The 24,187-nt window shown below is 69.7% G+C and carries 23 protein-coding genes and 2 pseudogenes; 13 read left to right on the top strand and 12 right to left on the bottom strand.

Going from position 1 to position 24,187, the window contains the following annotated elements; genetic code table 11:
• The first annotated feature begins 85 nt into the window (after positions 1–85).
• Positions 86–2,356, top strand: coding sequence for a ribonuclease R (rnr, locus tag IC63_RS02370; protein ID WP_036716540.1), 2,271 nt, complete (start codon positions 86–88; stop codon positions 2,354–2,356).
• 96 nt (positions 2,357–2,452) lie between these two features.
• Positions 2,453–3,049: a peptidoglycan-binding protein LysM gene (lysM, locus tag IC63_RS02365; protein WP_036716539.1), complete on the top strand. Its 597-nt coding sequence runs from the start codon at positions 2,453–2,455 to the stop codon at positions 3,047–3,049.
• A gap of 56 nt (positions 3,050–3,105) precedes the next feature.
• Here lysM and IC63_RS02360 read toward each other — a convergent pair whose 3' ends face one another.
• Together IC63_RS02360 and IC63_RS02355 are read right to left on the bottom strand one after the other, a co-directional pair.
• Positions 3,106–3,648 (bottom strand): RSP_2648 family PIN domain-containing protein, encoded by a 543-nt coding sequence (locus IC63_RS02360; RefSeq protein WP_036716538.1) that lies wholly within the window; start codon positions 3,646–3,648, stop codon positions 3,106–3,108.
• Entirely contained in the window at positions 3,645–4,868 is a 1,224-nt protein-coding gene (locus IC63_RS02355) for an RSP_2647 family RNA methyltransferase (protein ID WP_036716536.1), read from the bottom strand. The genes IC63_RS02360 and IC63_RS02355 overlap by 4 nt, the downstream gene beginning before the upstream one ends.
• Before the next feature lie 142 nt (positions 4,869–5,010).
• On the opposite strand from IC63_RS02355, the gene IC63_RS02350 reads away from it, so the two are divergent.
• Entirely contained in the window at positions 5,011–6,378 is a 1,368-nt protein-coding gene (locus IC63_RS02350) for a glutamate--cysteine ligase (protein ID WP_036716534.1), read from the top strand.
• 34 nt (positions 6,379–6,412) lie between these two features.
• Here IC63_RS02350 and IC63_RS02345 read toward each other — a convergent pair whose 3' ends face one another.
• The 6 genes from IC63_RS02345 to IC63_RS02320 all read right to left on the bottom strand — a co-directional run bounded on the left by IC63_RS02345 (position 6,413) and on the right by IC63_RS02320 (position 9,774).
• Positions 6,413–6,868: a DUF2852 domain-containing protein gene (locus tag IC63_RS02345; protein ID WP_084115394.1), complete on the bottom strand. Its 456-nt coding sequence runs from the start codon at positions 6,866–6,868 to the stop codon at positions 6,413–6,415.
• 105 nt (positions 6,869–6,973) lie between these two features.
• Positions 6,974–7,585, bottom strand: coding sequence for a TetR/AcrR family transcriptional regulator (locus IC63_RS02340; RefSeq protein ID WP_036716533.1), 612 nt, complete (start codon positions 7,583–7,585; stop codon positions 6,974–6,976).
• Between the two features lie 12 nt (positions 7,586–7,597).
• On the bottom strand, positions 7,598–7,873 hold the full coding sequence (locus IC63_RS02335) for an HPr family phosphocarrier protein (protein ID WP_036716532.1): 276 nt from the start codon (positions 7,871–7,873) through the stop codon (positions 7,598–7,600).
• The gene (locus IC63_RS02330; RefSeq protein ID WP_036716529.1) at positions 7,870–8,283 is read right to left on the bottom strand and encodes a PTS sugar transporter subunit IIA; all 414 of its coding nucleotides are present in this window, start codon (positions 8,281–8,283) and stop codon (positions 7,870–7,872) included. Before IC63_RS02330 ends, IC63_RS02335 begins: the two co-directional genes overlap by 4 nt.
• A 33-nt stretch (positions 8,284–8,316) precedes the next feature.
• On the bottom strand, positions 8,317–9,285 hold the full coding sequence (rapZ, locus tag IC63_RS02325) for an RNase adapter RapZ (protein ID WP_408633540.1): 969 nt from the start codon (positions 9,283–9,285) through the stop codon (positions 8,317–8,319).
• 69 nt (positions 9,286–9,354) lie between these two features.
• Positions 9,355–9,774, bottom strand: a complete 420-nt coding sequence (locus tag IC63_RS02320; protein ID WP_036716528.1) for an HPr kinase/phosphorylase — start codon at positions 9,772–9,774, stop codon at positions 9,355–9,357.
• Positions 9,775–9,898: 124 nt separating this feature from the next.
• Between IC63_RS02320 and IC63_RS02315 the strand changes: the two genes are divergently transcribed.
• The 4 genes from IC63_RS02315 to pgi all read left to right on the top strand — a co-directional run bounded on the left by IC63_RS02315 (position 9,899) and on the right by pgi (position 15,335).
• Positions 9,899–11,494: a phosphoenolpyruvate carboxykinase gene (locus IC63_RS02315; RefSeq protein ID WP_036716527.1), complete on the top strand. Its 1,596-nt coding sequence runs from the start codon at positions 9,899–9,901 to the stop codon at positions 11,492–11,494.
• 63 nt (positions 11,495–11,557) lie between these two features.
• Positions 11,558–13,009: a glucose-6-phosphate dehydrogenase gene (gene zwf / locus IC63_RS02310; RefSeq protein WP_036716525.1), complete on the top strand. Its 1,452-nt coding sequence runs from the start codon at positions 11,558–11,560 to the stop codon at positions 13,007–13,009.
• A 6-nt stretch (positions 13,010–13,015) separates the two neighbouring features.
• Positions 13,016–13,684 carry a 6-phosphogluconolactonase gene (gene pgl / locus IC63_RS02305; RefSeq protein ID WP_036716524.1) on the top strand — a complete coding sequence of 223 codons (669 nt, stop codon included), beginning with the start codon at positions 13,016–13,018 and terminating at the stop codon, positions 13,682–13,684.
• A gap of 25 nt (positions 13,685–13,709) precedes the next feature.
• Positions 13,710–15,335: a glucose-6-phosphate isomerase gene (pgi, locus tag IC63_RS02300; protein ID WP_036716522.1), complete on the top strand. Its 1,626-nt coding sequence runs from the start codon at positions 13,710–13,712 to the stop codon at positions 15,333–15,335.
• A gap of 55 nt (positions 15,336–15,390) precedes the next feature.
• On the opposite strand, the pseudogene IC63_RS17240 reads toward pgi, so the two are convergent.
• From IC63_RS17240 to IC63_RS02290, 3 genes and pseudogenes are all read right to left on the bottom strand, one after another.
• Positions 15,391–15,816, bottom strand: a pseudogene (locus tag IC63_RS17240) (ATP-grasp domain-containing protein); the annotation flags it as partial.
• The gene (locus IC63_RS02295) at positions 15,813–16,787 is read right to left on the bottom strand and encodes an alpha/beta hydrolase (RefSeq protein WP_052041804.1); all 975 of its coding nucleotides are present in this window, start codon (positions 16,785–16,787) and stop codon (positions 15,813–15,815) included. The pseudogene IC63_RS17240 and the gene IC63_RS02295, both read right to left, overlap by 4 nt.
• 18 nt (positions 16,788–16,805) lie before the next feature.
• Positions 16,806–17,090 (bottom strand): SCP2 sterol-binding domain-containing protein, encoded by a 285-nt coding sequence (locus tag IC63_RS02290; RefSeq protein WP_036716520.1) that lies wholly within the window; start codon positions 17,088–17,090, stop codon positions 16,806–16,808.
• A 53-nt stretch (positions 17,091–17,143) separates the two neighbouring features.
• Between IC63_RS02290 and IC63_RS02285 the strand changes: the two genes are divergently transcribed.
• From IC63_RS02285 to IC63_RS02260, 6 genes are all read left to right on the top strand, one after another.
• On the top strand, positions 17,144–17,719 hold the full coding sequence (locus tag IC63_RS02285) for a tetratricopeptide repeat protein (protein WP_052041803.1): 576 nt from the start codon (positions 17,144–17,146) through the stop codon (positions 17,717–17,719).
• Between the two features lie 4 nt (positions 17,720–17,723).
• Positions 17,724–20,834 carry a helicase-related protein gene (locus IC63_RS02280; protein WP_036716518.1) on the top strand — a complete coding sequence of 1,037 codons (3,111 nt, stop codon included), beginning with the start codon at positions 17,724–17,726 and terminating at the stop codon, positions 20,832–20,834.
• A 22-nt stretch (positions 20,835–20,856) separates the two neighbouring features.
• Positions 20,857–21,228, top strand: a complete 372-nt coding sequence (locus IC63_RS02275; RefSeq protein ID WP_052041802.1) for an RNA-binding S4 domain-containing protein — start codon at positions 20,857–20,859, stop codon at positions 21,226–21,228.
• A gap of 57 nt (positions 21,229–21,285) precedes the next feature.
• Positions 21,286–21,624 carry a ferredoxin FdxA gene (fdxA, locus tag IC63_RS02270; protein ID WP_036716516.1) on the top strand — a complete coding sequence of 113 codons (339 nt, stop codon included), beginning with the start codon at positions 21,286–21,288 and terminating at the stop codon, positions 21,622–21,624.
• Positions 21,625–21,885: 261 nt separating this feature from the next.
• Positions 21,886–22,395, top strand: coding sequence for a CarD family transcriptional regulator (locus IC63_RS02265; RefSeq protein WP_036716581.1), 510 nt, complete (start codon positions 21,886–21,888; stop codon positions 22,393–22,395).
• Positions 22,396–22,472: 77 nt separating this feature from the next.
• Positions 22,473–22,670, top strand: coding sequence for a hypothetical protein (locus IC63_RS02260; protein WP_036716514.1), 198 nt, complete (start codon positions 22,473–22,475; stop codon positions 22,668–22,670).
• A gap of 9 nt (positions 22,671–22,679) precedes the next feature.
• Here the strand turns inward: IC63_RS02260 and IC63_RS02255 are convergent.
• Positions 22,680–24,064 (bottom strand): annotated as a pseudogene (locus IC63_RS02255) (dipeptidase).
• Positions 24,065–24,187 lie beyond the last annotated feature (123 nt).

The following is a 24,187-nucleotide window of genomic DNA, read 5'->3' as shown; positions in this document are numbered from 1 at the left end:
TCTGCCGGGTCCGGTCGGCGTTCCTTTCCCGGCCCCCGCGCCTTTCCTGTGACGCCCGTTCGCCAGGCGTGCTAGCCTCATCCTCATGAACCAGTTTCCGACCCGCCAGCAGATCCTCGATTGGATCGCCGACAACCCCGACGCGACCGCGAAACGCGACATCGCCAAGGCCTTCAACATCAAGGGCTCGGCCCGAATCGAGCTCAAGCGCCTGCTGCGCGAGCTCGAGGCCGAGGGCGTCGTCGACCGCCGGCGCCGCAGCTACCGCGACCACGAAAGACTGCCGCCAGTCAGCGTGCTGGAAATACTGCCGCCCGATGCCGATGGCGACCTGTTTGCGCGCCCGATGGAATGGCAGGGCACCGCCCCCATGCCGCGCATCCTGTTTTCGCCGCGCAAGGCCGATCCGGCCGTCGCGCCCGGCGAACGCATCCTCGCCCGCCTGACCGAGGTCGAGGGCGAGGATTACGCCTATCAGGCCCGGCTCATGCGCCGGATCGGCGCGGTCGCGCACAAGGTCGTCGGGATCTTCCGCAAGGAAACCGAGGGCGGCCGCATCGTCCCGATCGACAAAGGCCAGGACCGGCAGTGGCGGGTCCGCGGCGATGCCACGCTGGACGCCCAGGACGGCGAGCTGGTCGAGGCTGAACAGGTCGGCTCTCGCAATCGCCTGGGCCTGGCGCAGGCCCGCATCATCGAACGGCTGGGCGATCCTTCCGCGCCGCGCGCGGTCAGCCTGATCGCCATCTACCAGCACGGCATCCCCGACGATTTCCCCGACGCGGTGATGGCCGAGGCCGACGCCACCGTCCCGGCCACGATGAGCGGCCGCGAGGATCTGCGCGCCCTGCCGCTGGTCACCATCGACCCGGCGGATGCGCGCGACCATGACGACGCCGTGGCGGCGATGCCCGACGACGACCCGAGGAACCCCGATGGGATGGTGATCTGGGTCGCCATCGCCGACGTGGCCGCCTATGTCCGCCCCGGCACCGCCCTGGACCGCGAGGCGCGGCATCGCGGCAATTCGACCTATTTCCCCGACCGTGTCGTGCCGATGCTGCCCGACATCCTGTCGGGCGACCTGCTGTCGCTGCACGAAGGCGTGGACCGCCCGGTGATCGCCGTCAGGATGCGGCTGGACGCGCGCGGCAACAAGATCAGCCACGATTTCCATCGCGGGATGATGCACTCCGCCGCGTCCCTGTCCTATGAGCAGGCGCAGGCCGCGGCGGACGGCACCCCGGACGAGGCGACAGCGCCGCTGATGGACAGCGTGATCCGCCCGCTGTTTGCGGCCTATGAGCTGCTCAAGTCCGCGCGGGCGCGGCGGCAGCCGCTGGACCTGGACCTGCCGGAACGGCGGATCGAGCTGACCCCCGACGGGCGGGTGAAGTCGGTGGCCTTCCGCGACCGCTATGACGCGCACCGGCTGATCGAGGAATTCATGGTGCTGGCCAACGTCGCCGCCGCCGAGGAGCTGACCCGCCTGCGCCGCCCGCTGCTGTTCCGCGTCCACGAAGAGCCCAGCCCCGAAAAGCTGAACGCGCTGCGCGACGTGGCCGAGGCGTCGGGCTTTGCGCTGGCCAAGGGACAGGTGCTTCAGACGAGCCATCTCAACCGCCTTCTGGCCCAGGCCGAGGGGACGGATTTCGACGAGCTGATCAACGTCTCGACCCTGCGGTCGATGACGCAGGCATACTATCACCCGGAAAACTTTGGCCATTTCGGGCTGGCGCTGAAAAGCTATGCGCATTTCACCTCGCCCATCCGGCGCTATTCGGACCTGATCGTGCACCGCGCGCTGATCTCGGGCCACGGCTGGGGCGGGGGTGCGAAGGGTGGCGACGGGCTGTCGCCCCAAGATATCGAGACCCTGTCCGAGACCGCCCAGCATATCAGCGACACCGAGCGTCGCAGCATGGCGGCCGAACGCGACACCACCGACCGCTACCTCGCCGCCTATCTGGCCGACCGGGTGGGCAGCGAGTTCGCGGGCCGCATCTCGGGCGTCCAGCGCTTTGGCGCGTTCGTCAAGCTGGACGAGACCGGGGCCGACGGGCTGCTGCCGATCCGCGAGATCGGGCGCGAGTATTTCCATTTCGACCGCGACCGGCAGGTGCTGGAAGGCGCCGATACCGGGCTGACCATCGGCATCGGCCAGCGGGTCACGGTGCGGCTGGCCGAGGCGATCCCGACCACCGGCGGGCTGACGCTGGAACTGGTCGAGATCGAGGGCCGCGGCATCCCGGCCGGCCCCAGGGGGGCGCGCGGCAAGGGCCCGCGCCGACGCGACGTGACCTCGGCCAAGGCCGGCGAGGCGCGGGCGCGCAAGCTGCGTCGAATCCGCAAGTAGCCCTCGGGCGGTTCTGCGCCGAGCCGCGGGCAGGGCAGGAACCTGCGCGCGATCAACGGGTTATTGCAGCGAGACCAACCGAAAGGAATTGCACCGATGGGTTTCTGGGATTTCGTCAAGGACTCTGGCAAGTCGATCTTTGGCACCGCCGAGGCCGCCGAACCGGAGGTGGAACCGAAAGCTGCCCCCCAGGCTGCTCCTCAGGCAGCGCCCAAGGCAGAGCCGAAAGCGGCGCCGGCCCCCACCGCCGGGGCTGCTCCGCAGGCCGCGCCCAAGGCGGCGCCCACGCCGCAGCATGACGCCGAAACCAAGCGCAAGCTGGACGCGCTGAATGCCGAGGTTGCGGCGCTGGGGCTCGATTCCGGCGATGTGCGGCTTTACCTGAACGGCGATACCGTGAAGGTCGAAAGCAAGGGCGCCGACCGCGCCACGATGGAAAAGCTGATCCTCGCGGTCGGCAACATCAAGGGCATCGCCCGGGTCGAGGCGGACCTGCCCGAGGATCCCACCGCGCCCAAGGCGGTCGAGCCGGTCTTTCACGAGGTGAAGAAGGGCGAGAACCTGTCCGAGATCGCCCAGAAATACCTGGGCAAGGCTAGCCGCTATCGGGAGATCTTCGAGGCGAACAAGCCGATGCTGACCGACCCAGACAAGATCTATCCGGGCCAGAAGCTGCGCATCCCGCAGGACTGATCACCCTGTGTAGGCCCACCGCCCCGGCGGGCCTTTTTCCTTGCGCGGTACGCGGCCTAGCTGCGCCGCAGTGCCTTGGACAGCCGCGGCAGGCGGGCGCGGGCCAGCAGGTCCTGCAGCGGCATCGCTCCGCCCAGGCGCTCGGCCTTGCGATGGGCAGCGGTGACGCTGGCCGCGACTACATCGGGCGAGCGGCGGTAGAGGTCCAGCAGGAATTCGTCGGGATGGATCGCCGTCAGCCCCAGATCAGCCAGCACGGCGCGGGGAAAATCGCGCAGGTTGGCGGTCACGATCAGCCCCGCGCGTGCGGCCAGCGCCGCCTCGGCCACGTGACGGTCGGCGGGGTCGGGCCAGTCATACCCGGCGGCTGCCGTCCCCTCATCGGCCGCACCGGCCCGCGGGTGCGCCAGTTGCAGCAGCGCGATCTCGGCCCCCGCCACGGCGGCCTGGTCGGGGCCAAGGCGGGCCGCGGCGTGCTGCCATTCGGCGAGGATGCGCGGCGACCAGACCGGAGTGAACAGCCCGGCCTCAGCCCCGCCGATCAGAATTTCCCGCAACACGGTCGGATACAGGACGCAGGCGTCCAGGACCGCCTTCATCCGTCCAGCCGGAAGAACAGCGCCTTGAGATAGCCCGTCTCGGCCAGTTGAGGCAGGATAGGGTGGTCGGGCCCGGCAAAGCCGGTGTGGATCAGCTGCATCCGCCGCCCGCCGCGCCCGATCCCCCGCGCCGAGGCGCTGCGGAAGGCGGTCAGGTCGGCCGCGTGGCTGCACGAGCACAGCACCAGATAGCCGCCCGGCGCGACCAGCGGGGCGGCCAGCCGCGCGACGCGCTCATAGGCGCGCAGGCCGGCCTCGAGCGCCGGTTTCGACGGCGCGAAGGCCGGCGGATCGCAGATCACCACGTCAAAGCGCTGCCCTTCGGCGGCAAGTTCCTCCATCGTGGCGAAGGCGTCGCCGCGGCGGGTGGTCAGCCGGTCGCCGGCCCCCATCGCCCGGGCGCCGCCCTCGGCCAGCGCCAGTGCGGCGGCCGATCCATCCACGCAGGTGGCCTGATCCGCGCCCCCCGCAAGCGCCGCGAGGGCAAAGCCGCCGACATGGGAAAACACGTCCAGCACCCGCGCCCCACGCGACAGGCGCTGGGTGAAGGCGTGGTTCGGGCGCTGGTCATAGAAAAGACCCGTCTTCTGCCCGCCGGTCAGGTCGGCCAGATAGAGCGCGCCGTTCATCGGCACCTCGATCGGGGCCCCGATCTCGCCGGCGATGACCTCGGTGCGATCGTCCAGCCCCTCCAGCCCGCGCGCCCGGCCGCTGCCGTTCATCACGATGCGGGTGACGCCCGTCACCTCGGTCAGGGCGGCGGCGAGTTCGGGCAGCAGGCGGTCGGCCCAGGCGGCGTTGGGCTGGATTACGGCGGCATCGCCGAAGCGGTCGATGATGACGCCCGGCAGCCCGTCGGCCTCGGCATGGACCAGGCGATAGAACGGCCCGTCGAACAGCCGCTCGCGCAGCGCGAGCGACCGGCGCAGCCGGCTGGCGAGCCAGTCGCGGTCGATCCGCGCTCCGGCATCGGGGTCGAGCATCCGCGCGACGATCTTGGACGCCGGGTTGACCGTCACCACGCCCAGATCGCCCCGCTCGGCATCCTGCAGGACGGCCAGTGACCCGGCGGCCAGCGCCTTGGTGCGGCGGTCGATCACCAGTTCGTCGGCATAGACCCAGGGAAAGCCGTGCCGGACGGCGCGGGCATTGGCCTTGGGGCGCAGCCGCACCACGGGCAGGCCGCCTTGCGGCTCGGTGCTGTCGGTGTCGTCTGTCATGGCGCGTTCCCCGTCTCTGTCCCCCGAGGCTGTCGCATTTCAGGCCCCGCGCGGCAAGCGTGGCGCCGCCTCACACCTCGGTGGCGCTTGACTATGCCGGATCGGCACGCCACCTGTCGCGGACGTTGATCGAGAGGCCGAGATGTCCATTCCCCAGCAGGGCGGCGGCCCGATCGAGCGGCCCGAGCAGATGGCCGAATATGTCGCGTCGGGCGAGAAGCCGCGCGACAGCTGGCGCATCGGGACCGAGCACGAGAAATTTGGCTTTACCTGGGACACGCTGAAGCCGTTGCCCTATGAGGGCGAGCGGTCGATCCTCGCCATGCTGGAAGGTCTGCGCGACCGCTTCGGGTGGGAGGAGATCCGCGAAAGCGGCAAGCTGATCGGCCTGTCGCGGGACGGCGCCAATGTCAGCCTGGAGCCGGGCGGCCAGCTGGAACTGTCAGGTGCCCCGGTCGAGACGATCCACGACACCCACGCCGAAACCGTCCGGCACCTGGACGAGGTGCGGGCGATCGCCGACGGCGTGAACGCAGGCTTCATGGGCATCGGCGCGGCGCCGGTCTGGCACCAGGACGACATGCCTATGATGCCCAAGGGGCGCTATGCGCTGATGACGCCCTACATGCAGAAGGTCGGCACGCTGGGCACCCAGATGATGTACCGAACCTGCACGGTGCAGGTGAACCTCGACTATGCGTCCGAGGCCGACATGGTGCAGAAGCTGCGCGTCGCGCTGTCGCTGCAGCCGGTGGCGACGGCGCTGCTGGCGAACTCTCCGTTCCTGGACGGGCGCCCGAACGGGATGAAGTCCTGGCGGGCGCATATCTGGCAGAACCTGGACGCGGCACGGACCGGGATGCTGCCCTTCGTGTTCGAGGACGGCTTCGGTTACGAGGCCTGGGTCGACTATGTCCTCGATGTGCCGATGTATTTCGTCTATCGCGACGGCAAGTACATCGACGCGCTGGGGCAGTCCTTCCGCGACTTCCTGAACGGCCGCCTGCCAGCTTTGCCCGGAGAGCTGCCGACGCTGTCGGACTGGGCCGACCACATGACCACGGTCTTCCCCGAGGCGCGGATCAAGAAATACATCGAGATGCGGGGCGCCGATTGCGGGCCGCTGTCGCATCTAAGCGCGCTGCCGGCGCTGTGGGTCGGGCTGACCTACGACCAGGGCGCGCTGGACGCCGCAACCGAACTGACCCGCGGCTGGACGCACGACACCCGCGAGGGGCTGCGCCGCGCCGCCGCCCGCGACGGGCTGTCGGGCGAACATGACGGCATCCGGCTGAACGACCTTGCGGGCGAGGTGCTGACGCTGGCCGAGGCGGGCCTGGCCGCGCGGGCGCGGCGGTCGGCCGATGGCGCCGCCGACGAGGTAGGCTACCTGGCCGTGCTGCGCGAGCGGGTCGAGCGCGGGATGACGGCGGCCGACGACCTGCTGGCCAAATATCACGGCGAATGGCAGGGCGACCTGTCCCGGATCTACGCCGAGACCGCCTATTGAAAAGGCCCCCGGAAGGGGGCCTTTCCCGTGTCGGTCAGGCGTTGCGGCGTTCGTCCATGAACTGGTCGAACTCGGCCTTGTCCTTGGCCTCGCGCAGCTTGGCCAGGAAATCGACGAAGGCCTGGTGTTCGTCTTCCAGCCGCTTCAGCGTCTCGTCGCGATAGGCGTCGAAGGCGGCGTTGCCGGTGGGGGCGGCGCGGTAGAAGCGCTGGGCTTCGCCGTCGCGATGGCGGCGGTGGGTACAGCTTCCGAACATGCGTTTGCTCCAGATCATGTAGCCGAGGATGAACAGGCCGACCGGCCAGGCGGCCACGAAACCGAGGATCATGGCCACGAGCCAGGCGATCCGGCCGCGGGCGTCCAGCCAGTCGCGGCAATCGGCCAGGACGCGGCCGACCGTGGCGCGCACCCCGTGGGGGGAGCGGCTGAAACCCGTCGGGCCATAGGCGGGGCCGTAGGCCGGGGCAGCGGAGGAATAGGCGGGGTGCATCGGGTGCTCCATCATGTGAATGTTAATCACATTAACACAGATGGCGCGCGCCAGGCTGTCCGTCAATGTGGCGGCCGAAAAATTTCGAGCGCCCCGCGGGCGCGGTCAGTCGGGGATCACGCCCAGCCCGCGCAGATAGATCAGCACGCCGCTTTCCAGCATCTCGGACGCGGAGATCGGCGCGCGCGACCCGGGCCGGCCGCGGCCAAACAGCTCGACCACGCCATGCGACATCGCCCAGATATGATGCGCCACCATCCCCGAAGGCGGGCGGCGGTCGGGGGGCAGGCGCTGGAACAGCGCCTCGGCGGCGCGGGTCAGGGCGTCCTCGGCGCGTTCGGCCGCGGCGGCGAGGTCGGCATTGCCGGCGATCGACAGGCCGGATTCGAACATCGCCATGTAATAGCCGGGCTTTTCGGCGGCATAGGTCAGATAGGCCTCGCCCATCCGCAGCAGCGCCGACAGCGGCGAGGGCTTGCCGTCGGCAAAGGCGGTCTCGAGCCGTTCGGCAAAGTCGAGGAAACCCACGCGGGCGACCTCTTCCAGCAGCTGTTCGCGACCGGCGAAATGGCGATAAGGTGCGGCGGCGCTGACCCCGGCCTGGCGCGCGGCCTCGGCCAGGGTAAAAGCCATCGGGCCCTTCTGCTCGATCAGCCCGACGGTCGCCTCGATCAGTGCCTGGCGCAGGTTGCCGTGGTGATAGCTGTCGCGGGCCATGAGGGCGGGGCCCTAGCGGCCTTCGCCGAAATAGCTGCCGACCAGCGCGGCCAGAGCCTCCATCAGCGCCTCGGCCTCGGGGCCGGTGGTGGTCACGGTGATGGCGCTGCCGCGCGGCGCCACCAGCATCAGCAGACCCATGATCGAGTTGCCGGCCACCCGCTCGCCGTCCTTCTCGACGGTGGCGCGGGCGTCGAAGCGTTCGACCGTCTCGACGAACTTGGCCGAGGCGCGCGCGTGCAGGCCCTTTTCGTTGATGATGCGCAGTTCGCGCGTGATCTCCGTCACGACACGGCCCTGCGGGCAGGCGTTTCCTCGGGGGCGTAGCAGTCGATGTACTTGCGCCCTGCCTCGGCCGCCATTTCCGCGGCCGCAGGGACGTCCAGGTGGCGTAGCTTGGCCAGCTTGACGAGCATCGGCAGGTTGGCGCCATAGATGATGCGCCGTTCGCCGGCGATGCACGCGGGCATCGACAGGTTCGACGGCGAGCCGCCGAACAGGTCGGTGACGATAACCACCCCGTCGCCGGTATCGACCTCGTTGGCGGCGTGGCAGATTTCGGCCTGCTTGGCGACGCGGTCGTGGTCTTCCTCAATGGTGACGGCACGGATGCCGCTTTGGGGGCCCACCACATGCTCGACAGCCGAGAGATATTCCCGCGCCAGTCCGCCGTGCGCCACGATCACGATACCGATCAAATCAGTTCCACCATGGGGCGAGCGCGCGCCGTCTCATCCGTTTATCCCCGCCGCCAGCGCAGCCTGAGTCGAGTCAACGGAACGCGGCTGGCTGGCCCGTCGTTCCAGTTCCCTGTGCCGTTTTGACACTTGCCAGCCCTGTTCCGCAAGCGCGTCGGCCATCATTTCCGCCAATGTGACGGAACGATGTTGCCCCCCGGTACAGCCGAAGCCGATCGCCAGGTGCGCCTTGCCCTCGGCGACATGGGCGGGCAGCAGGAACAGGATCAGATCCCGGACCCGCTGGAAATATTCGGCAAAGCGCGGATCGGCGGTCACATGCGCCCGCACCGCCGCGTCACGCCCGTCCAGCGCCCGCAGTTCGTCGACCCAGTGCGGGTTGGCCAGGAAGCGGCAGTCAAACATCATGTCCAGCCCCCGCGGGACCCCGCGCTTGTAGCTGAAGCTTTGCACCGACACCGACAGGCGGTTGCCGTCGCGGCTGTCGAAGGCATGGGCGAGTTCCGCGCGCAGGTCGTGCGGCGACAGTTCTGTGGTGTCGATCAGCACGTCGGCGCGGACCCGAATCGGCGCCAGCAGGTCGCGCTCGGCGGTGATCGCGTCCGAGGGCGAGCCGTCCGCGGCCAGCGGGTGCCGCCGCCGGGTCTCGGAATAGCGCCGGACCAGTGTCTCGGTGGCGCAGTCGAGATACAGGACCTCGGGCGCAAAGGCCGGATTGCGGGTCAGGGTGTCGATCAGCTCGATCACGTTCGAGGCCGAGAAATCGCGGTTCCGCACATCCAGCCCCAGCGCCAGCGGCACCGGGCGGGGCGGGCCGTCCAGCAGGCGTGGGATCAGGGACATCGGCAGGTTGTCGATCGCCTCGAACCCTAGGTCTTCGAGCACGTTGATCGCCGTCGAGCGGCCCGCGCCCGACGGGCCGGTGACCAGCACCAGCCGCTGCGCCTGCGAATCGGCGTCGCCGCCGGCTGGGTCGCGATGCCCTATGTCGTTGCCGTCCAAGCGGTCAGTCCCCCGGATCCGCGCGTGAGGATCAGTCACGGCATCAATCGCAGCCTTCAGTCGCAGCCCTCAGTCGGTGCGCCCGGCCAGCAGCATCTGCCGCAGCGCAGCACCAAGATGAGGGTGCAGCGGACCCAAGACAAGAGGCAAGCGGACCCCGCACAGGGTGATGGTCCGCAAGGGCGGCAGGCGATCGGTTTCGGCCTGCCCCAGGTCGACCACCAGCGCCACCGCGGTCGGCCCGGCGGGCGCGGCGTTCAGGATGCCGACCCCCCGCGCCTCGATCCGCCCCACCAGCGTCGGCGGGCAGCGCGCAATCAGCACCCCGTCCTGCGCCCCCAGCGCCACCCGGTCGTCGGCGACCAGCGCCGCCCCGCGCGACATCAGATCCAGCGCCAGCGCCGACTTGCCGGCGCCGGACGGGCCAAGGATCAGCAGCCCCCGCGACCCCATCGCGATCGCGCTGGCGTGAAGCGTCCGTCCGGTCATCGGGCGGTGATAACGCTAAACATGACTGGTTGCGCTAACTGCCACCTCTCGCTGCCTTCCTTCATCAAAACGCCATGATATAGGGACGCCCAAGGCGACCCCGCCCCGTCCAAGGAGTACCGGCATGTCACAGACCCGCGTCAACCCGAATTGCAAGCTTGAAGACCAGGGCATCTCGGGGCTGGGTCAGGTGCACTACAACCTGCTGGAGCCGGCGCTGATCGAGGCCGCGATCCGGCGCGGCGAGGGCCAGCTGGGCCTGGGCGGTACCTTCCTCGTGTCCACCGGGGCCAAGACCGGGCGGTCGCCCAAGGACAAGTTCGTCGTCCGCACCCCGTCGGTCGAGGACTCCATCGACTGGAACAACAACGCGCCGATGGACCCCGAGGCCTTCGACCGGCTGCATGACGACATGCTGGCCCACATGAAGGGCAAGGAATATTTCGTTCAGGACCTGTTCGGCGGCGCCGATCCCGAACAGCGGCTGGACGTGCGCGTGGTGTCGGAACTGGCCTGGCACAACCTGTTCATCCGCCACCTGCTGCGCCGCCCCGAGGCGTCGGAGCTGGCCAGCTTCACCCCCGACTGGACGATCATCAATTGCCCGTCCTTCAAGGCCGATCCGGCCCGGCATGGCTGCCGCACCGATACCGTCATCGCGCTGAACTTCGACCGCAAGATGATCCTGATCGCCAACACCGGCTATGCGGGCGAAAACAAGAAGGGCGTGTTCACGCTGCTGAACTATATCCTGCCGGGCAAGGGCGTGATGGCGATGCACTGCTCTGCCAACCACGCGCCGGGCGACACCGACGACGTGGCGATCTTCTTCGGCCTGTCGGGGACCGGCAAGACGACGCTGTCGGCCGACCCCTCGCGGGTGCTGATCGGCGACGACGAGCATGGCTGGTCCGACAAGGGCACCTTCAACTTCGAGGGCGGCTGCTACGCCAAGACCATCAACCTGTCGCCCGAGGCCGAGCCCGAGATCTACGCCACCACCACCCGCTTCGGCACCGTGATCGAGAACATGGTCTACGATCCCGACACGCTGGAACTGGACTTTGCCGACAGCTCGATCACCGAGAACACCCGCTGCGCCTATCCGCTCGAGGCGATCTCGAACGCGTCGGAAACCGGCATGGCGGGGCAGCCCAAGAACGTGATCATGCTGACCTCGGACGCCTATGGGGTGATGCCGCCAATCGCGCGGCTGACCCCGCAGCAGGCGATGTATCACTTCCTGTCCGGCTTCACCTCGAAGACGCCGGGGACCGAGGACGGGATCGTCGAGCCTGTGCCGACCTTCTCGACCTGCTTCGGCGCGCCGTTCATGCCGCGCCGCCCCGAGGAATACGGCAAGCTGCTGGCCGAGCGGATCGAGAAATCGGGCGCGACCTGCTGGCTGGTCAACACCGGCTGGACCGGCGGTCCGTTCGGCACCGGCAAGCGGATGCCGATCAAGGCGACCCGCGCCCTGCTGGCCGCGGCACTGGACGGATCGCTGAACGACGTCGAATTCCGCACGGACCCGAATTTCGGGTTCCAGGTGCCGGTCTCGGTGCCGGGCGTTGACACCCAGCTTCTGGACCCGCGGGCGACCTGGGCGGACGGTGCCGCCTATGACGCCCAGGCCGAAAAGCTGAAGGGGATGTTCCGCGACAACTTCCGGCAGTATGAGGCCAAGGTGGACGACGCGGTCAAGGCGGCCGCGATCTGAACCCAGGCGCGCCGCCACCGATCGGCCGGCTCGCCCTCTGCGGGACGAACGGACGAGGGAACGATGGTATCGCGGCTTATCCAGGTTGAGGATTTCGACCTCGTCATCTTCGGCGCGACCGGCGACCTGGCGCGCCGCAAGATCCTGCCCGGGCTGTTCCGGCGCCACGCCGCCGGGCAGTTCCCCCAAGGCGCGCGGATCATCGGCGCCGCCCGCACCGACATGGACGACGCGGCCTTCCGCGACGACGTCCGCGCCGCCATCGCCGAATTCGACACCTCGCGCAGGGATTCGCCGGAACTGCCGGGGTTCCTGGACCGGCTGTCCTATGTCCCGATCGACGCCAGGGGCGAGGGCGGCTGGGCCGAGCTGCGCGCCCGGATGCGTCCGGGCGTGGTGCAGGCGTTCTATTTCTCGGTCGCGCCGTCCCTGTTCGGGGACCTGGCCGAACGCCTCGCCCGCCACGACATCGCCGGCCCCGACGCCCGCATCGTCGTCGAAAAGCCCTTCGGCCGCGATCTCGCCTCGGCCCGCGCCCTGAACGAGACGCTGGCGCGGCATTTCGCGGAACGCCAGATCTATCGGATCGACCATTACCTGGGCAAAGAGACGGTCCAGAACCTGATGGCCGTGCGCTTTGCCAACATGCTGTTCGAGCCGCTGTGGAACGCCCATTACATTGACCATGTCCAGATAACCGTGGCCGAGACGGTAGGCGTCGCCGGGCGCGGCGCCTATTATGACCAGTCCGGCGCGATGCGCGACATGGTGCAGAACCACCTGATGCAGCTGGTCTGCCTGATCGCGATGGAGCCGCCCTTCCACTTTGACCCCAACGCGGTGCGCGACGAGAAGCTGAAGGTGATCCGGGCGCTCGAGCCGATCCCGCCTGCGGACATCGTGCGCGGGCAATATGGCGCCGGCGGGGCCGAGGCGGGCTATCTTGCCGATGCCGAGAACCCCGACAGCCGCACCGAAAGCTTCGTCGCGCTCAAGCTGCGGATCGCCAACTGGCGCTGGCAGGGGGTGCCGTTCTATCTGCGCACCGGCAAACGGCTGCGGGCGCGGACCAGCGAGATCGCCGTCGTCTTCCGCGAGCCGCCGCATTCGATCTTTGACGACACCGGCGAGCCGCAGACCAACCAGCTCGTCATCCGGCTGCAACCAAACGAGGGCATGAACCTCAAGGTGAACATCAAGGAACCGGGTCCGGGGGGCATGCGGCTGGTGCAGGTGCCACTGGACATGAGCTTTGCCGAGGCGCTGGGGCCCGACGGCACCGACATGCCGGATGCCTATGAACGGCTGATCACCGACGTGATCCGCGGCAACCAGACGCTGTTCATGCGCGGCGACGAGGTCGAGGCCGCCTGGGCCTGGGCCGATCCGGTGATTTCGGCCTGGGAAAGCGGCTCCGCCCGGCCCGAGCCCTATGACCCGGGCACCAGCGGCCCGGATCAGGCGTTGGGCCTGATGCACCGCGACGGGCGCCGCTGGCGCGAGATCAAGGCCTGAGAGATCATGAAACTGATCGAACATCCCGACCGCGAGGCGCTGACGCTGGCCGTCGCGCAGCACATCACCGACGCGCTGGGCATGGCGCTGAACACGCGCGACCGCGCCGCCCTGTGCCTGCCCGGCGGGTCGACTCCGCTGCCGGTCTTCAAGGCGCTGGCCGCGGCGCGGCTGGACTGGGGCCGCGTCGTGGTGGTGCCCGGTGACGAACGCTGGGTGCCGGCCGACCACGCCCGGTCCAACGCTCGCCTGATCCGCCGCAACCTCATCGACGAGGGCGCCGCCGCCGAGCTGGTCGAGCTGTATACCGAGGGTCTGGACCCCGATGCCGGCGCCGCGGCCGCCGCCGAGCGGGTGGCGCCGCTGCTGCCCCTGTCGGTGCTGATGCTGGGCATGGGCGACGACATGCACACCGCGAGCCTGTTTCCCGGCGCCGAGGGTCTGGCCGCGGCGCTCGCCCCCGACGCCCCCGCGGTCCTGCCGATCCGGGGCGAGGCGCTGGCCGAACCGCGGGTGACGCTGTCGCTGCCGGCACTTTCCTCGGCCCCCGAGGCGGTCCTGATGATCACCGGCGCCGACAAGCGCGCCGCCCTGGACCGCGCCGCCGGCCTCTCCCCCGAAGAGGCGCCGATCCGCGCCTTCTGGAAGGGGCTCGTCGTCCATTATGCCGATTGATGTGTCACCGAGTGAGGATGCGCAGATGACCGATCCGTGGAGCAGCCTTGCCGCCCATCGCGCCGCGACCGAGGATCGCGCGATCGCCGCCCTGTTCCAGGCCGACCCCGACCGGGCGCGCGGGTTTTCCACCGCGGCGGACGGGCTGCTGTTCGACTGGTCCAAGACCGCCATCGACGCCGACGCGCGCGACCTGCTGCTGGCGCTGGCCGCCGACGTGCCGGCCCGCCGCGACGCGATGTTCGCGGGCGAGCGGATCAACGAGACAGAGGGTCGGGCCGTGCTGCACACCGCCCTGCGCGCCGCGCGCGGCCCGGTCACGGTCGATGGCCGCGACGTGGTTCCCGACGTCCATGACACGCTGGACCGGATGCGCCGCTTTGCCGACCGCATCCGGTCGGGCACGATCAGCGGCCAAGGCGGGGCCTATACGGATGTGGTGAACATCGGGATCGGCGGGTCCGACCTCGGCCCGGTGATGGCCGCTCATGCGCTCGCGCCGTGGATGGACGGGCCGCGGCTGCATTTCATTTCCAACGTGGACGGGGCCGATGCCGCCGACACGCTGAAGGGGCTGGACCCGACCACGACGCTGGTGGTCGTGGCGTCCAAGACCTTCACCACCATCGAGACGATGACCAACGCCGAAACCGTGCGGGCCTGGATGGGCCGCGCCGTGCGCCACCCGGCCGACCAGTTCGCTGCGGTCTCGACCGCGTTAGGCCGGACGGCGCAGTTCGGCATCGACAGCGACCGGGTCTTCGGCTTCGCCGACTGGGTCGGCGGACGCTATTCGGTCTGGGGACCGATCGGGCTGGCGCTGATGCTGGGGATCGGACCGGACCGCTTCGACGACTTCCTCGCCGGCGGCCGGGCCATGGACGACCATTTCCGCACCGCCCCGCTGGAGGCGAACCTGCCGGTCCTGCTGGCCCTGACCGGCATCTGGCACCATCAGGTCTGCGGCTATCCGACCCGCGCCGTGCTGCCCTATGCCAACCGCCTGATCCGGCTGCCGGCCTATCTGCAGCAGCTGGAAATGGAATCGAACGGCAAGCGGGTGACGATGGACGGCGCCGATGCGGTCCGCCCATCCGGCCCCATCGTGTGGGGAGAGCCGGGGACCAACGGCCAGCACGCCTTCTATCAGCTGATCCACCAGGGCACCCAGGTCGTGCCCTGCGAGTTCATCGCCGTCGCGCAGGGCGAAGAACCCGAGCTGGATCACCACCAGCGCCTGCTGATCGCCAACTGCCTTGCGCAAAGCAAGGCGCTGATGCGCGGCCGCTCGCTGGACGAGGCGCGGGTCCTCATGGCCGACAAGGGGCTGGAGGGCGCCGAGCTGGACCGCCAGGCGCGGCACCGGGTGTTTCCGGGCAACCGCCCCTCGACGACGCTGCTGATCCCGCGGCTGACCCCGTTCACGCTGGGCCAGATCGTGGCGCTGTACGAACACCGGGTGTTCGTCGAGGGCGTGATCCTGGGCATCAACAGCTTTGACCAGTGGGGGGTGGAACTGGGCAAGGAGCTGGCCCTGCAACTCGCCCCGCTGCTGGACGGCGCGCCTGCCGAGAGCCAGGACGGCTCGACCCGCGCGCTGGTCGCGGCGGTGAGGTCGATGCGGGAGGGTGGGGCGGACGAGGGCCGCTGAGCCGCGTGGTACCCTCACGCCGGGCGTCGATGGCGCCGGCCAGACGGACGACATCGGCGGCGTAAAAACCCCTGGCGTTGATACAGTTCGTTTCGAGCAGGCGCAGCCCGTCATCCGTCCCGCAGATGTCCATGACGCAAGCCGGCGCACAGGCCGGATTGCGCGCCACCAGCATCCGCGCAAAGCCGAGCGCGTCGTCGCCGATTCCGGGGCGATAGGTGACTCGCGCGCCCTCCTTGTAAAGCGAGAAGGTGACCACCCGGTCGCCGACCACCCAGATCCGCCATTCCTTGAGGATGTGCGCCGGCGACGTCAGCATCATCAGTGTGTCGGGGCAGAGCGATCCGCGGGGGATCTCGTCAGGGCTCAACGACCTGCCCTTGCGCGCGGTCTCGCGCAGTTCGCGGGCGGACCTGACCGCGCCGGGCTGCTCCTTGCTGTCGGCGGCGGGTTGGCTGAACCAGTCTGCGAGGACGCTCAGCCGCCCATCAGCTCCAGCGCCGCGGTCAGGAACGTCTCCGGCACCGGGGCGGCCTCGAACATGATCTCGTGCCGGGCGTCGGGCAGCTCAAGCAGGCGGGCGCCGTCCCAGCGTGCGGCGCGGTCGCGGATCGCGCCGGGCGAGACGACCTTTTCCCGCGCGCCCAGCCCGATCAGCGCCGGCAGGTCGGGCGAGGGCAGGGCGGCCAGCCGGGCGCATTCGGCCATCGCCGCGCCGACCCAGGCATAGGTCGCGCCGCCCAGCGTCAGCTCTGGCCAGCTGCCGGCCTCGGCGACCAGCCGCGCCCATTCCACCGCGTCGCCGGTCAGGAAATTGCCGCGGAACGGCGCATCCAGCAGATAGGTGCCGCCGCCGCCAGTGCCAATGGCGGAACGGTCGGCGCGGCCGATCCGCCCCGCCGCGCGGGCGATGCCGGTGATGACCGGGCTGGGCATCAGCCGCCGCTCCAGACCCCACATCGGCGACGAGAACGACGCGGTCGCAACCGGCAGCCCGTTCAGCAGCGCCGACAGCCCGATGCAGCCGCCCATCGAATGGGCCAGCAGATGCCACGGCCGCGGCAGGTCCAGCGCCTGCGCGGCGACCACCATCTCGACCACGTCGGATTGATAGGCCGCGAAATCGGTGATGTGGCCGGGCCGAGGATCGGCCAGCAGCCGGTCGGATGCGCCCTGGCCGCGCCAGTCGATCCCCAGCACCGCCAGCCCGGCTGCGGTCAGCCGGGGGACGACGGGGGCGTATTTTTCCAGGTATTCCGTGCGGCCGGGGAACAGCAGGACGGTGCCCGAGGGGGCGCCGTCCGGCCGCCACAGCCCCAGCCGCAGGCGGATGCCGTCCTCGGCGCGGACGAAGAAGGTCTGCGCGGGCGCGCGGGTGTCCCCCGGCAGTTGATGGAACGGCGCCGGGTCAAGGCCCGCGCCGCGCCGGTGGTCAGGGGCGAGATCGGGCATCGTCGCCTCCGCCTTGGATCAGGACAGCGCCGCGCCCAGCTTCATCGCGGTGGGCAGCGAGCCGTCAATCTTCAGCTTGCCCGACATGTAGGCCATGGTCGGGTTGGTGTCGCCGTTCAGGATGCCCTCGAAGGTGTCGCGGCTGGCGGTCAGGGTGACCTCGGCGTCGTCGTCGCCGGCGCGCACGCCCTGGCCGTCGATCATGATGGCGCCCTCGCCCTCGACCACGAACTTGGCGGTGCCGTCGAACGAGGTAATCTTGTCCTGAAGGGCCTTCACGGCGCCGTCGATCACTGCACTCATCATCTTCTCCCTGAAATCTGGCGCCGCGGCGCGCTAGGCATTACATGGGTCATATGCGCCTGCGCCTTCCCCAGTTCCAGTGTGCCGCGACGGCAATCGGCGCCGCTATCCTGACGATGACGCTGTCGGCGCCCCCGCTGGGCGCCCAGACGGCCGACGAAATGGACGCGCTGTTCGCCGAACTGGCCGAACCCGAGGGCGATGCGTGGATGCGCGCCCAGTCGGATATCGAGCGCGCGTGGTCGCGGTCGGGTTCGGCGTCGCTGGATTTCCTGCTGATGCGCGGCGAGGCGGCGCTGGACGCGGGCGACGCGCTGGCGGCCGTGGGCCACCTGACCGCGCTGACCGAGAACGCGCCCGACTTCGCCTCGGGCTGGGCGGCTCGGGCGGTGGCGTTCTTCATGGCCGGCCAGACCGGGCCGGCGGCCGAGGATCTGGCCCGTGCCCTGGCGCTGGAACCGCGGCACTGGCCCTCGCTGACGCTGCTGGGGTCGATGCTGGAAGACACCGGCGACACGGCCCGCGCGCTGGAAGCCTATCGCGCCAGCCTGGCGATCAACCCCCATCAGGAGGATGCCGAGGACGGGGTGACGCGGCTGACGACCGCCCAGGCCGGGCAGGGCGCCTGAGCGCATGGCGGGACGCATCACGGCCGTGCTGGGGCCGACGAATACCGGCAAGACCCATTATGCGATCGAGCGGATGCTGGCGCACCGCACCGGCGTCATCGGCCTGCCGCTGCGGCTGCTCGCGCGCGAGGTCTATGACCGGATCGTCAAGGCCCGCGGGCCGTCGGTCGTCGCGCTGATCACCGGCGAGGAACGCATCGTCCCGGAACGCGCCGCCTATTGGGTCGCCACCACCGAGGCGATGCCCGAGGTGCTGGCCGACTTCGTCGCCATCGACGAGATCCAGCTGTGCGCCGACCCGGAACGCGGCCATGTCTTTACCGACCGGCTGCTGCACATGCGCGGGCTGCACGAGACGCTGTTCCTGGGGTCCTCGACCATGCGTCCGGCCATCGCCGCGCTGGTCCCCGAGGCGCAGTTCATGCGCCGCGAGCGGTTTTCCACCCTGTCATGGGCGGGGTCGAAGAAGCTCAGCCGGATGCCGGCGCGGTCGGCCATCGTGGGCTTCTCGGTCGATGACGTCTATGCCACGGCGGAACTGCTGCGCCGGCTCAAGGGCGGCTGCGCGGTGGTCATGGGGGCGCTGTCGCCGCGCACGCGCAACGCGCAGGTGGCGATGTATCAGGCCGGCGAGGTCGACTACCTCGTCGCCACCGACGCCATCGGCATGGGGCTGAACCTCGACATCCGGCACGTCGCCTTTGAATCGACGCATAAATTCGACGGCCGCCGGATGCGGCCGCTGTTCCCGCACGAATTGGGCCAGATCGCCGGCCGGGCGGGGCGTCATACCGAGGCCGGCACCTTCGGCGTCACCGGCGAGGCCGCGCCCCTGGACGAAGGGCTGATCGACGCCATCGAGAACCACCGCTTCCAGCCGATCAGCCGGCTGGTCTGGCGCAACGCGGCGCTGGAATTCGGCACGCTCGACTGGCTGGTGCAGTCGCTGGAACAGCCCTCGGGCAACGAATGGCTGGGCCGGGGGCGCGAGGCCGACGACCTGCACGCGCTGAAGGCCCTGCGCGATCTGCCGGAAATCCGCGACCGGGTGACCCACCCCAAGGACGTGCGGCTGCTGTGGGAGGTCTGCCGGATCCCTGATTTCCGCGGGATTTCGCCCGCGGAACACATCAGCCTGCTGACCCGCATCTATGGCTTCCTGCAGGATGGCGGCATCCCCGGAGACTGGCTGGCGCGGGCCGTCGCCCGGATCGACCGAACCGGGGGCGACATCGACGCGTTGTCCAAGCGGCTGGCCTATATCCGCACCTGGACCTATGTCGCCCAGCGTTCTGGCTGGGTCCGGGACGAAGCCCATTGGCGGGGGGAAACCCGCGCGGTAGAAGACCGGTTGTCGGACGCGTTGCACGCCGCGCTGACGCAGCGATTCGTGGACCGGCGCACATCAGTCCTGATGCGCCGGCTCAACCAGAAGGAGAGCCTGGTGGCCGAGGTGAACGACAAGGGCGAGGTGACGGTCGAGGGCGAATTCGCCGGCCGTCTGGAAGGATTCCGGTTCCGCACCGACCCCGCAGCCCAGGGCGACGAGGCCAGGATGCTGACCCGCGCCGCCTATGAGGCGCTGCGCCCCGAACTGCATCTACGCGCCGACCGCTTCTATAACGCGCCCGATACCGAGCTCGACTTCACCGAGCAGGGCGGGCTGATGTGGGGCGACACCGCCGTCGGCAAGCTGGTCAAGGGCCCCGGGCCGATGAAGCCGGGCATCGACGTCTTCGTCGACGAGGAAGCCGGCGAGGAGGTCACCGAAAAGGTCCGCCGCCGCCTGCAGCATTTCATCGACCGCAAGGTCGCCGCCGGGTTCGAGCCGCTGCTGGCGATGCAGGCCGACGAGGCGCTGACCGGGCTGGCCCGCGGCGTCGCCTTCCGCCTGGTCGAGGCGATGGGCGTGCTGCCGCGCGAGGGCGTGGCCGGCGACATCAAGGCGCTGGACCAGGATGCCCGCAGCCTGCTGCGCAAGCATGGCGTGCGGTTCGGCCAGTACACGATCTTTGTGCCCGCGGTGCTGAAGCCCGCGCCGACCCGGCTGCGGCTGCTGCTGACCGCATTGGCCGACGGGCTGGACGAATTCCCCGAAAGCCCGCCCCCCGGCCTGGTGACGATCCCGAACCTGCCCGACGTGCCGCGCGGCTACTACACCCTGTCGGGCTATCACCCGGCCGGCGAACGCGCGATCCGCATCGACATGCTGGAACGGCTGGCCGACATGCTGCGCGGGCAGGACAGCCGCGGCGGCTTCGAGGCAACGGCCGACATGCTGTCGATCACCGGCATGACCCTGGACCAGTTCGCCGACCTGATGGGCGGTCTGGGCTATCACGGCGAAAAGGCCGAGCGGCCCAAGACCCGTGCGGCGGCGGTGACAGTCCCCGAGCCGGCTCCGATCCCCGGGGGCGAAATCGCGGCCCCGATGACCGAGGAAGAAAGCGTCCTCGCCGCCGAGACCCGCGCGCGCTGGGAAGCCGAGCAGGCCGAAAAGGCGCGCGTGGCGGCCGAGGAAGCAGCGGCTGCCGAGGAAGCCGCTGCTGCCGAGGCCGCGGCGCCCAGCGACGAGGCGGCGATGCTGGAGGCTTCGGCCGCCGAGGCGTCGGCCAGCGCCGAGGCTGATCTGTCGGCTGCGCAGAGTGCCGAGGATGGCGCGGTTGCGGCGGATGCCGCGCCCGAGATGGAAAGCTACTACACCTTCACCTGGGCGCCGCGGCCGCGTGGCCCGCGCCGGGGTGCCGAGGGCGAGGCCCGCGGCCCGCGCCGTTCGGCGCGCCCGCCGGCTGCGGGCGAGGCTCCGCAGGCCGAGGGCGCCGAGGCGACCGGCAACCGCGGCGGACGCCGGCATGACGGCAAGCCGCGCGAGCGGCGCGAGGGCGATGCCGAGGCGCGTCCGCGCAGCGAGGGCCGGCCGGGCAACTTTGGCGGCAAGGGCGGCGATCGGGGCGACCGGGGCGAACGGCCGGATCGCGGCGGCAAGCCCGGTGGCAAGCCGCGCGGGCCGAAACCCGACGGCGCGCGCAGTTTCGAGGCGCGGCCGCCGCGCGACAAGCCGATGGACCCCGACAGCCCGTTCGCGATCCTCGCCGCCTTGAAAAACAAGTCGTGACGCCGCGGGTGGTCACCCGCTGATGGCACGCCGCGCCGAGCCGGCGCGCGCCGCTGCGCCTGCGCCAGTCGAGACGATCCGGCTGGACAAGTGGCTGTGCCACGCCCGCGTCTTCAAGACCCGCACGCTGGCCGCCGACGGGATCGCCGCGGGCGGCATCCGCATCAACGGCGCGCCCTGCCGCAAGCCGGGACACGAGGTCCGCGCCGGTGACGTCGTGACCGCGGCGGTGCCGGGCGGCGTCCGCAGCCTGCGCGTCCTCGCCGCAGGCGAACGCCGCGGCCCGCCCGCCGAGGCACGCGAATTGTACGAGGATCTGGACCGGGCTCCCGGCGCCGGGACCGAAGACCCCGATGACCTGCACCCGCGGCCCGGTGACCACGGCGCGGCTTGAACCGCGGCGGGCAAAGGTCTAGGTGACAACCCGCACCTGCACCGCGAGGACAAACCGATGACCTATGTCGTGACCGACAACTGCATCATGTGCAAATACACGGATTGCGTCGAGGTCTGTCCGGTCGACTGTTTCTACGAGGGTGAGAACACCCTCGTGATCCACCCCGACGAATGCATCGACTGCGGCGTCTGTGAACCGGAATGCCCCGCCGACGCGATCCGCCCGGACACCGAACCGGACATGGAATCCTGGGTCGAATTCAACCGGAAATATTCCGAACAATGGCCGGTCATCACTCGCAAGAAGGACCCGCTGCCGGGCTACGAGGCGATGGACGGGGTCGCCGGCAAGCTGGAAAAATACTTCTCGCCGAACCCCGGCGAGGGCGATTGACCCTGCCCGCCGGGGCCTGACTGCCCTGCGGCACAACGCTGCGGCTGGCGGCAAAATCAATTTCCCCTTCTTTCAGGGGGTGATTCGTGATACAAGCTTGTTACACGAGGCCGCGCCTGCCCGGCAGCAGTCGACTGCTGCCCCCTTGCCGGTTCGCTGCCCGGCCGGCCCTGGCAATAGCTCACACGGACCTCTCGGAGGGCGCTGGCCCGGCGAGAGGTTTTTGCGCCGCGCATGTGGTGCCACCTGGAAGGAAGCATGATGTCGAAGACCAAGAAGAACGAGTTCCGCCCTGACGATTTCGTGGTCTATCCCGCCCATGGCGTCGGTCGTATCGTGTCGATCGACGAACAGGAGGTCGCGGGGATCCGGCTGGAAATGTTCGTGATCTCGTTCGAGAAGGACAAGATGACCCTGCGCGTGCCCACCGCGCGGGCCTCGGAAATCGGGATGCGCGGCCTGGCCTCGCCGGACCTGGTCGACCGGGCGCTGGAAACGCTGAAGGGCAAGGCCCGCGTCAAGCGCGCGATGTGGTCGCGCCGCGCGCAGGAATACGAACAGAAGATCAACTCGGGCGACCTGCTGTCGATCGCCGAGGTCGTCCGCGACCTGCACCGCAACGACGACCAGCGCGAGCAGTCCTATTCGGAACGCCAGCTGTACGAGGCCGCGCTCGACCGCCTGACCCGCGAGGTCGCGGCGGTCAGCGGCATGGACGAGGCGCGGGCCCAGGAAAAGGTCGGCGCCGTGCTGACCACGCGCGCGGCCTGAGACCCGCGCAAGGGATGGATGGATGGGCCGCCCCGCGGGGCGGCCCTTTTTCGTTGGCACGACAGAGGACAGTCGAGATGCGCGGAACCTGGCCCTTTCCCGTCGATCAGACTGACCCGGGGGTCCAGGCCGCTGCCTGGCTGGTTCTGGCGCTGGGCGTCGGCGGTCTGTTCTTTGCGCAGTCTCTGCGCATGAAGGACAACAGGGATGGCGCCTTTGCGGTGACGCTGGTGGCGGGCGTGCTCGTCCTGATGGCTGCCTCCGTCATGCAATAGCGCGCCGCCTCAGCGCAGCGCCGCCAGGATCCGCGCCCAGGACCGCACGCCCTTGGCGAAGCTTTCGACGTTGTATTTCTCGTTCGGCGAATGGATGCGGTCGTCGTCGCGGCCAAAGCCGATCAGCATGACGTCCATGCCCAGCAGGCGCTGGAAATCGCCTGCGACGGGGATCGAGCCGCCCATGCCGATGAACGCCGCCTCGCGCCCCCATTCCTCGCAAAGCGCGGCACGCGCCGCGGTGAAGGCGGGGTCCGACACGTCCATGTGGCAGGCCGGGCTGCTGCCGTGGGGGTGGAACTCGACCGTGCAGTCGGCCGGAACATGGGCGCGAACATGGGCCTGCAGGGCGGCGCGAATCGCCTGCGGGTCCTGGGTGCCGACCAGCCGGCAGCTGACCTTGGCGCGGGCCTCGGCCGGCAGCACGGTCTTGAACCCGTCGCCCGCATAGCCCCCGGCGATGCCGTTGATCTCGAACGTCGGCCGGTTCCAGACCATCTCGAGACCAGATCGCCCGCGTTCGCCGATCGGATCCTTCAGCCCGACGCGGGACAGGAACTCTGAGGCGTCGAAGCCCAGATCCTCCCATTCGGCGCGCAACTGGTTCGACAGCTCCTCGACTCCGTCATAGAAGCCGGGCAGGATGACGCGGCCGGTGTCGTCCTTGATCCCGGCCAGCGCGTTGACCAGCACCTGGATCGGGTTCGCCGCGAGCCCGCCGAAATTGCCCGAATGCAGGTCGCGGCTGGCGGCGCGGACGACGATCTCCTCGCCCATCAGGCCGCGCAGCTGGGTGGTGATCGCGGGCCGGCCATCCGCATACATGCCGGTGTCGCAGATCAGCGCCAGGCTCGCGCGCAGCTCGTCGGCGTTGTCGCGCAGGAACGGCGCGAGGTTGGGCGAACCCGATTCCTCTTCACCCTCGAAGATCAGCGTGAGCCCGGCGGGCAGGGTGCCGTGGACGGACTTCCACGCCCGGCAGGCCTCGACCAGCGTCATCAGCTGACCCTTGTCGTCCGAGGCGCCACGGCCCCGGATCACCTGGCCGGCGGGGGTGTCCTCGATGGCCGGTCGAACGGATCGCGGTCCCACAGCGCGATCGGATCGACCGGCTGCACGTCGTAATGGCCGTAATAGAGCAGCGTCCGCCCCGCGCCCGGCTGCGAGCGGGCGATGACCACCGGGTGCCCGGCGGTCTCGCACACCGAGGCCTCGAACCCCAGCGCCGCCAGCTGGTCGCAGAGCCAGTCGGCCGCCCGCCGCACCTCGGGGGCATAGGCCGGGTCGGTGGACACCGAGGGGATGCGGACGAACTCGATCAGCCGGTCCAGCGCGCGCGGCAGCCCCTCGTCAAGCGTTGCCAGTACCTCGTCCAGCCGGGTGTCGGTGGCCATCGCAGCATCCTTTCCTGAGTGTTTTTATGCGGTTCTTTGAGTGGCGTTTTGTCGCATCACGGGAATTTTAAGGTGTCATCCTGCGGCTTTGACCCTTATCAATGACCCCGCCGCAGGGGTGGA

Source organism: Paracoccus sphaerophysae (assembly GCF_000763805.1).
In the GTDB taxonomy this organism is placed as follows: domain Bacteria; phylum Pseudomonadota; class Alphaproteobacteria; order Rhodobacterales; family Rhodobacteraceae; genus Paracoccus; species Paracoccus sphaerophysae.
This window is presented reverse-complemented; position numbering and strand designations above follow the sequence as displayed.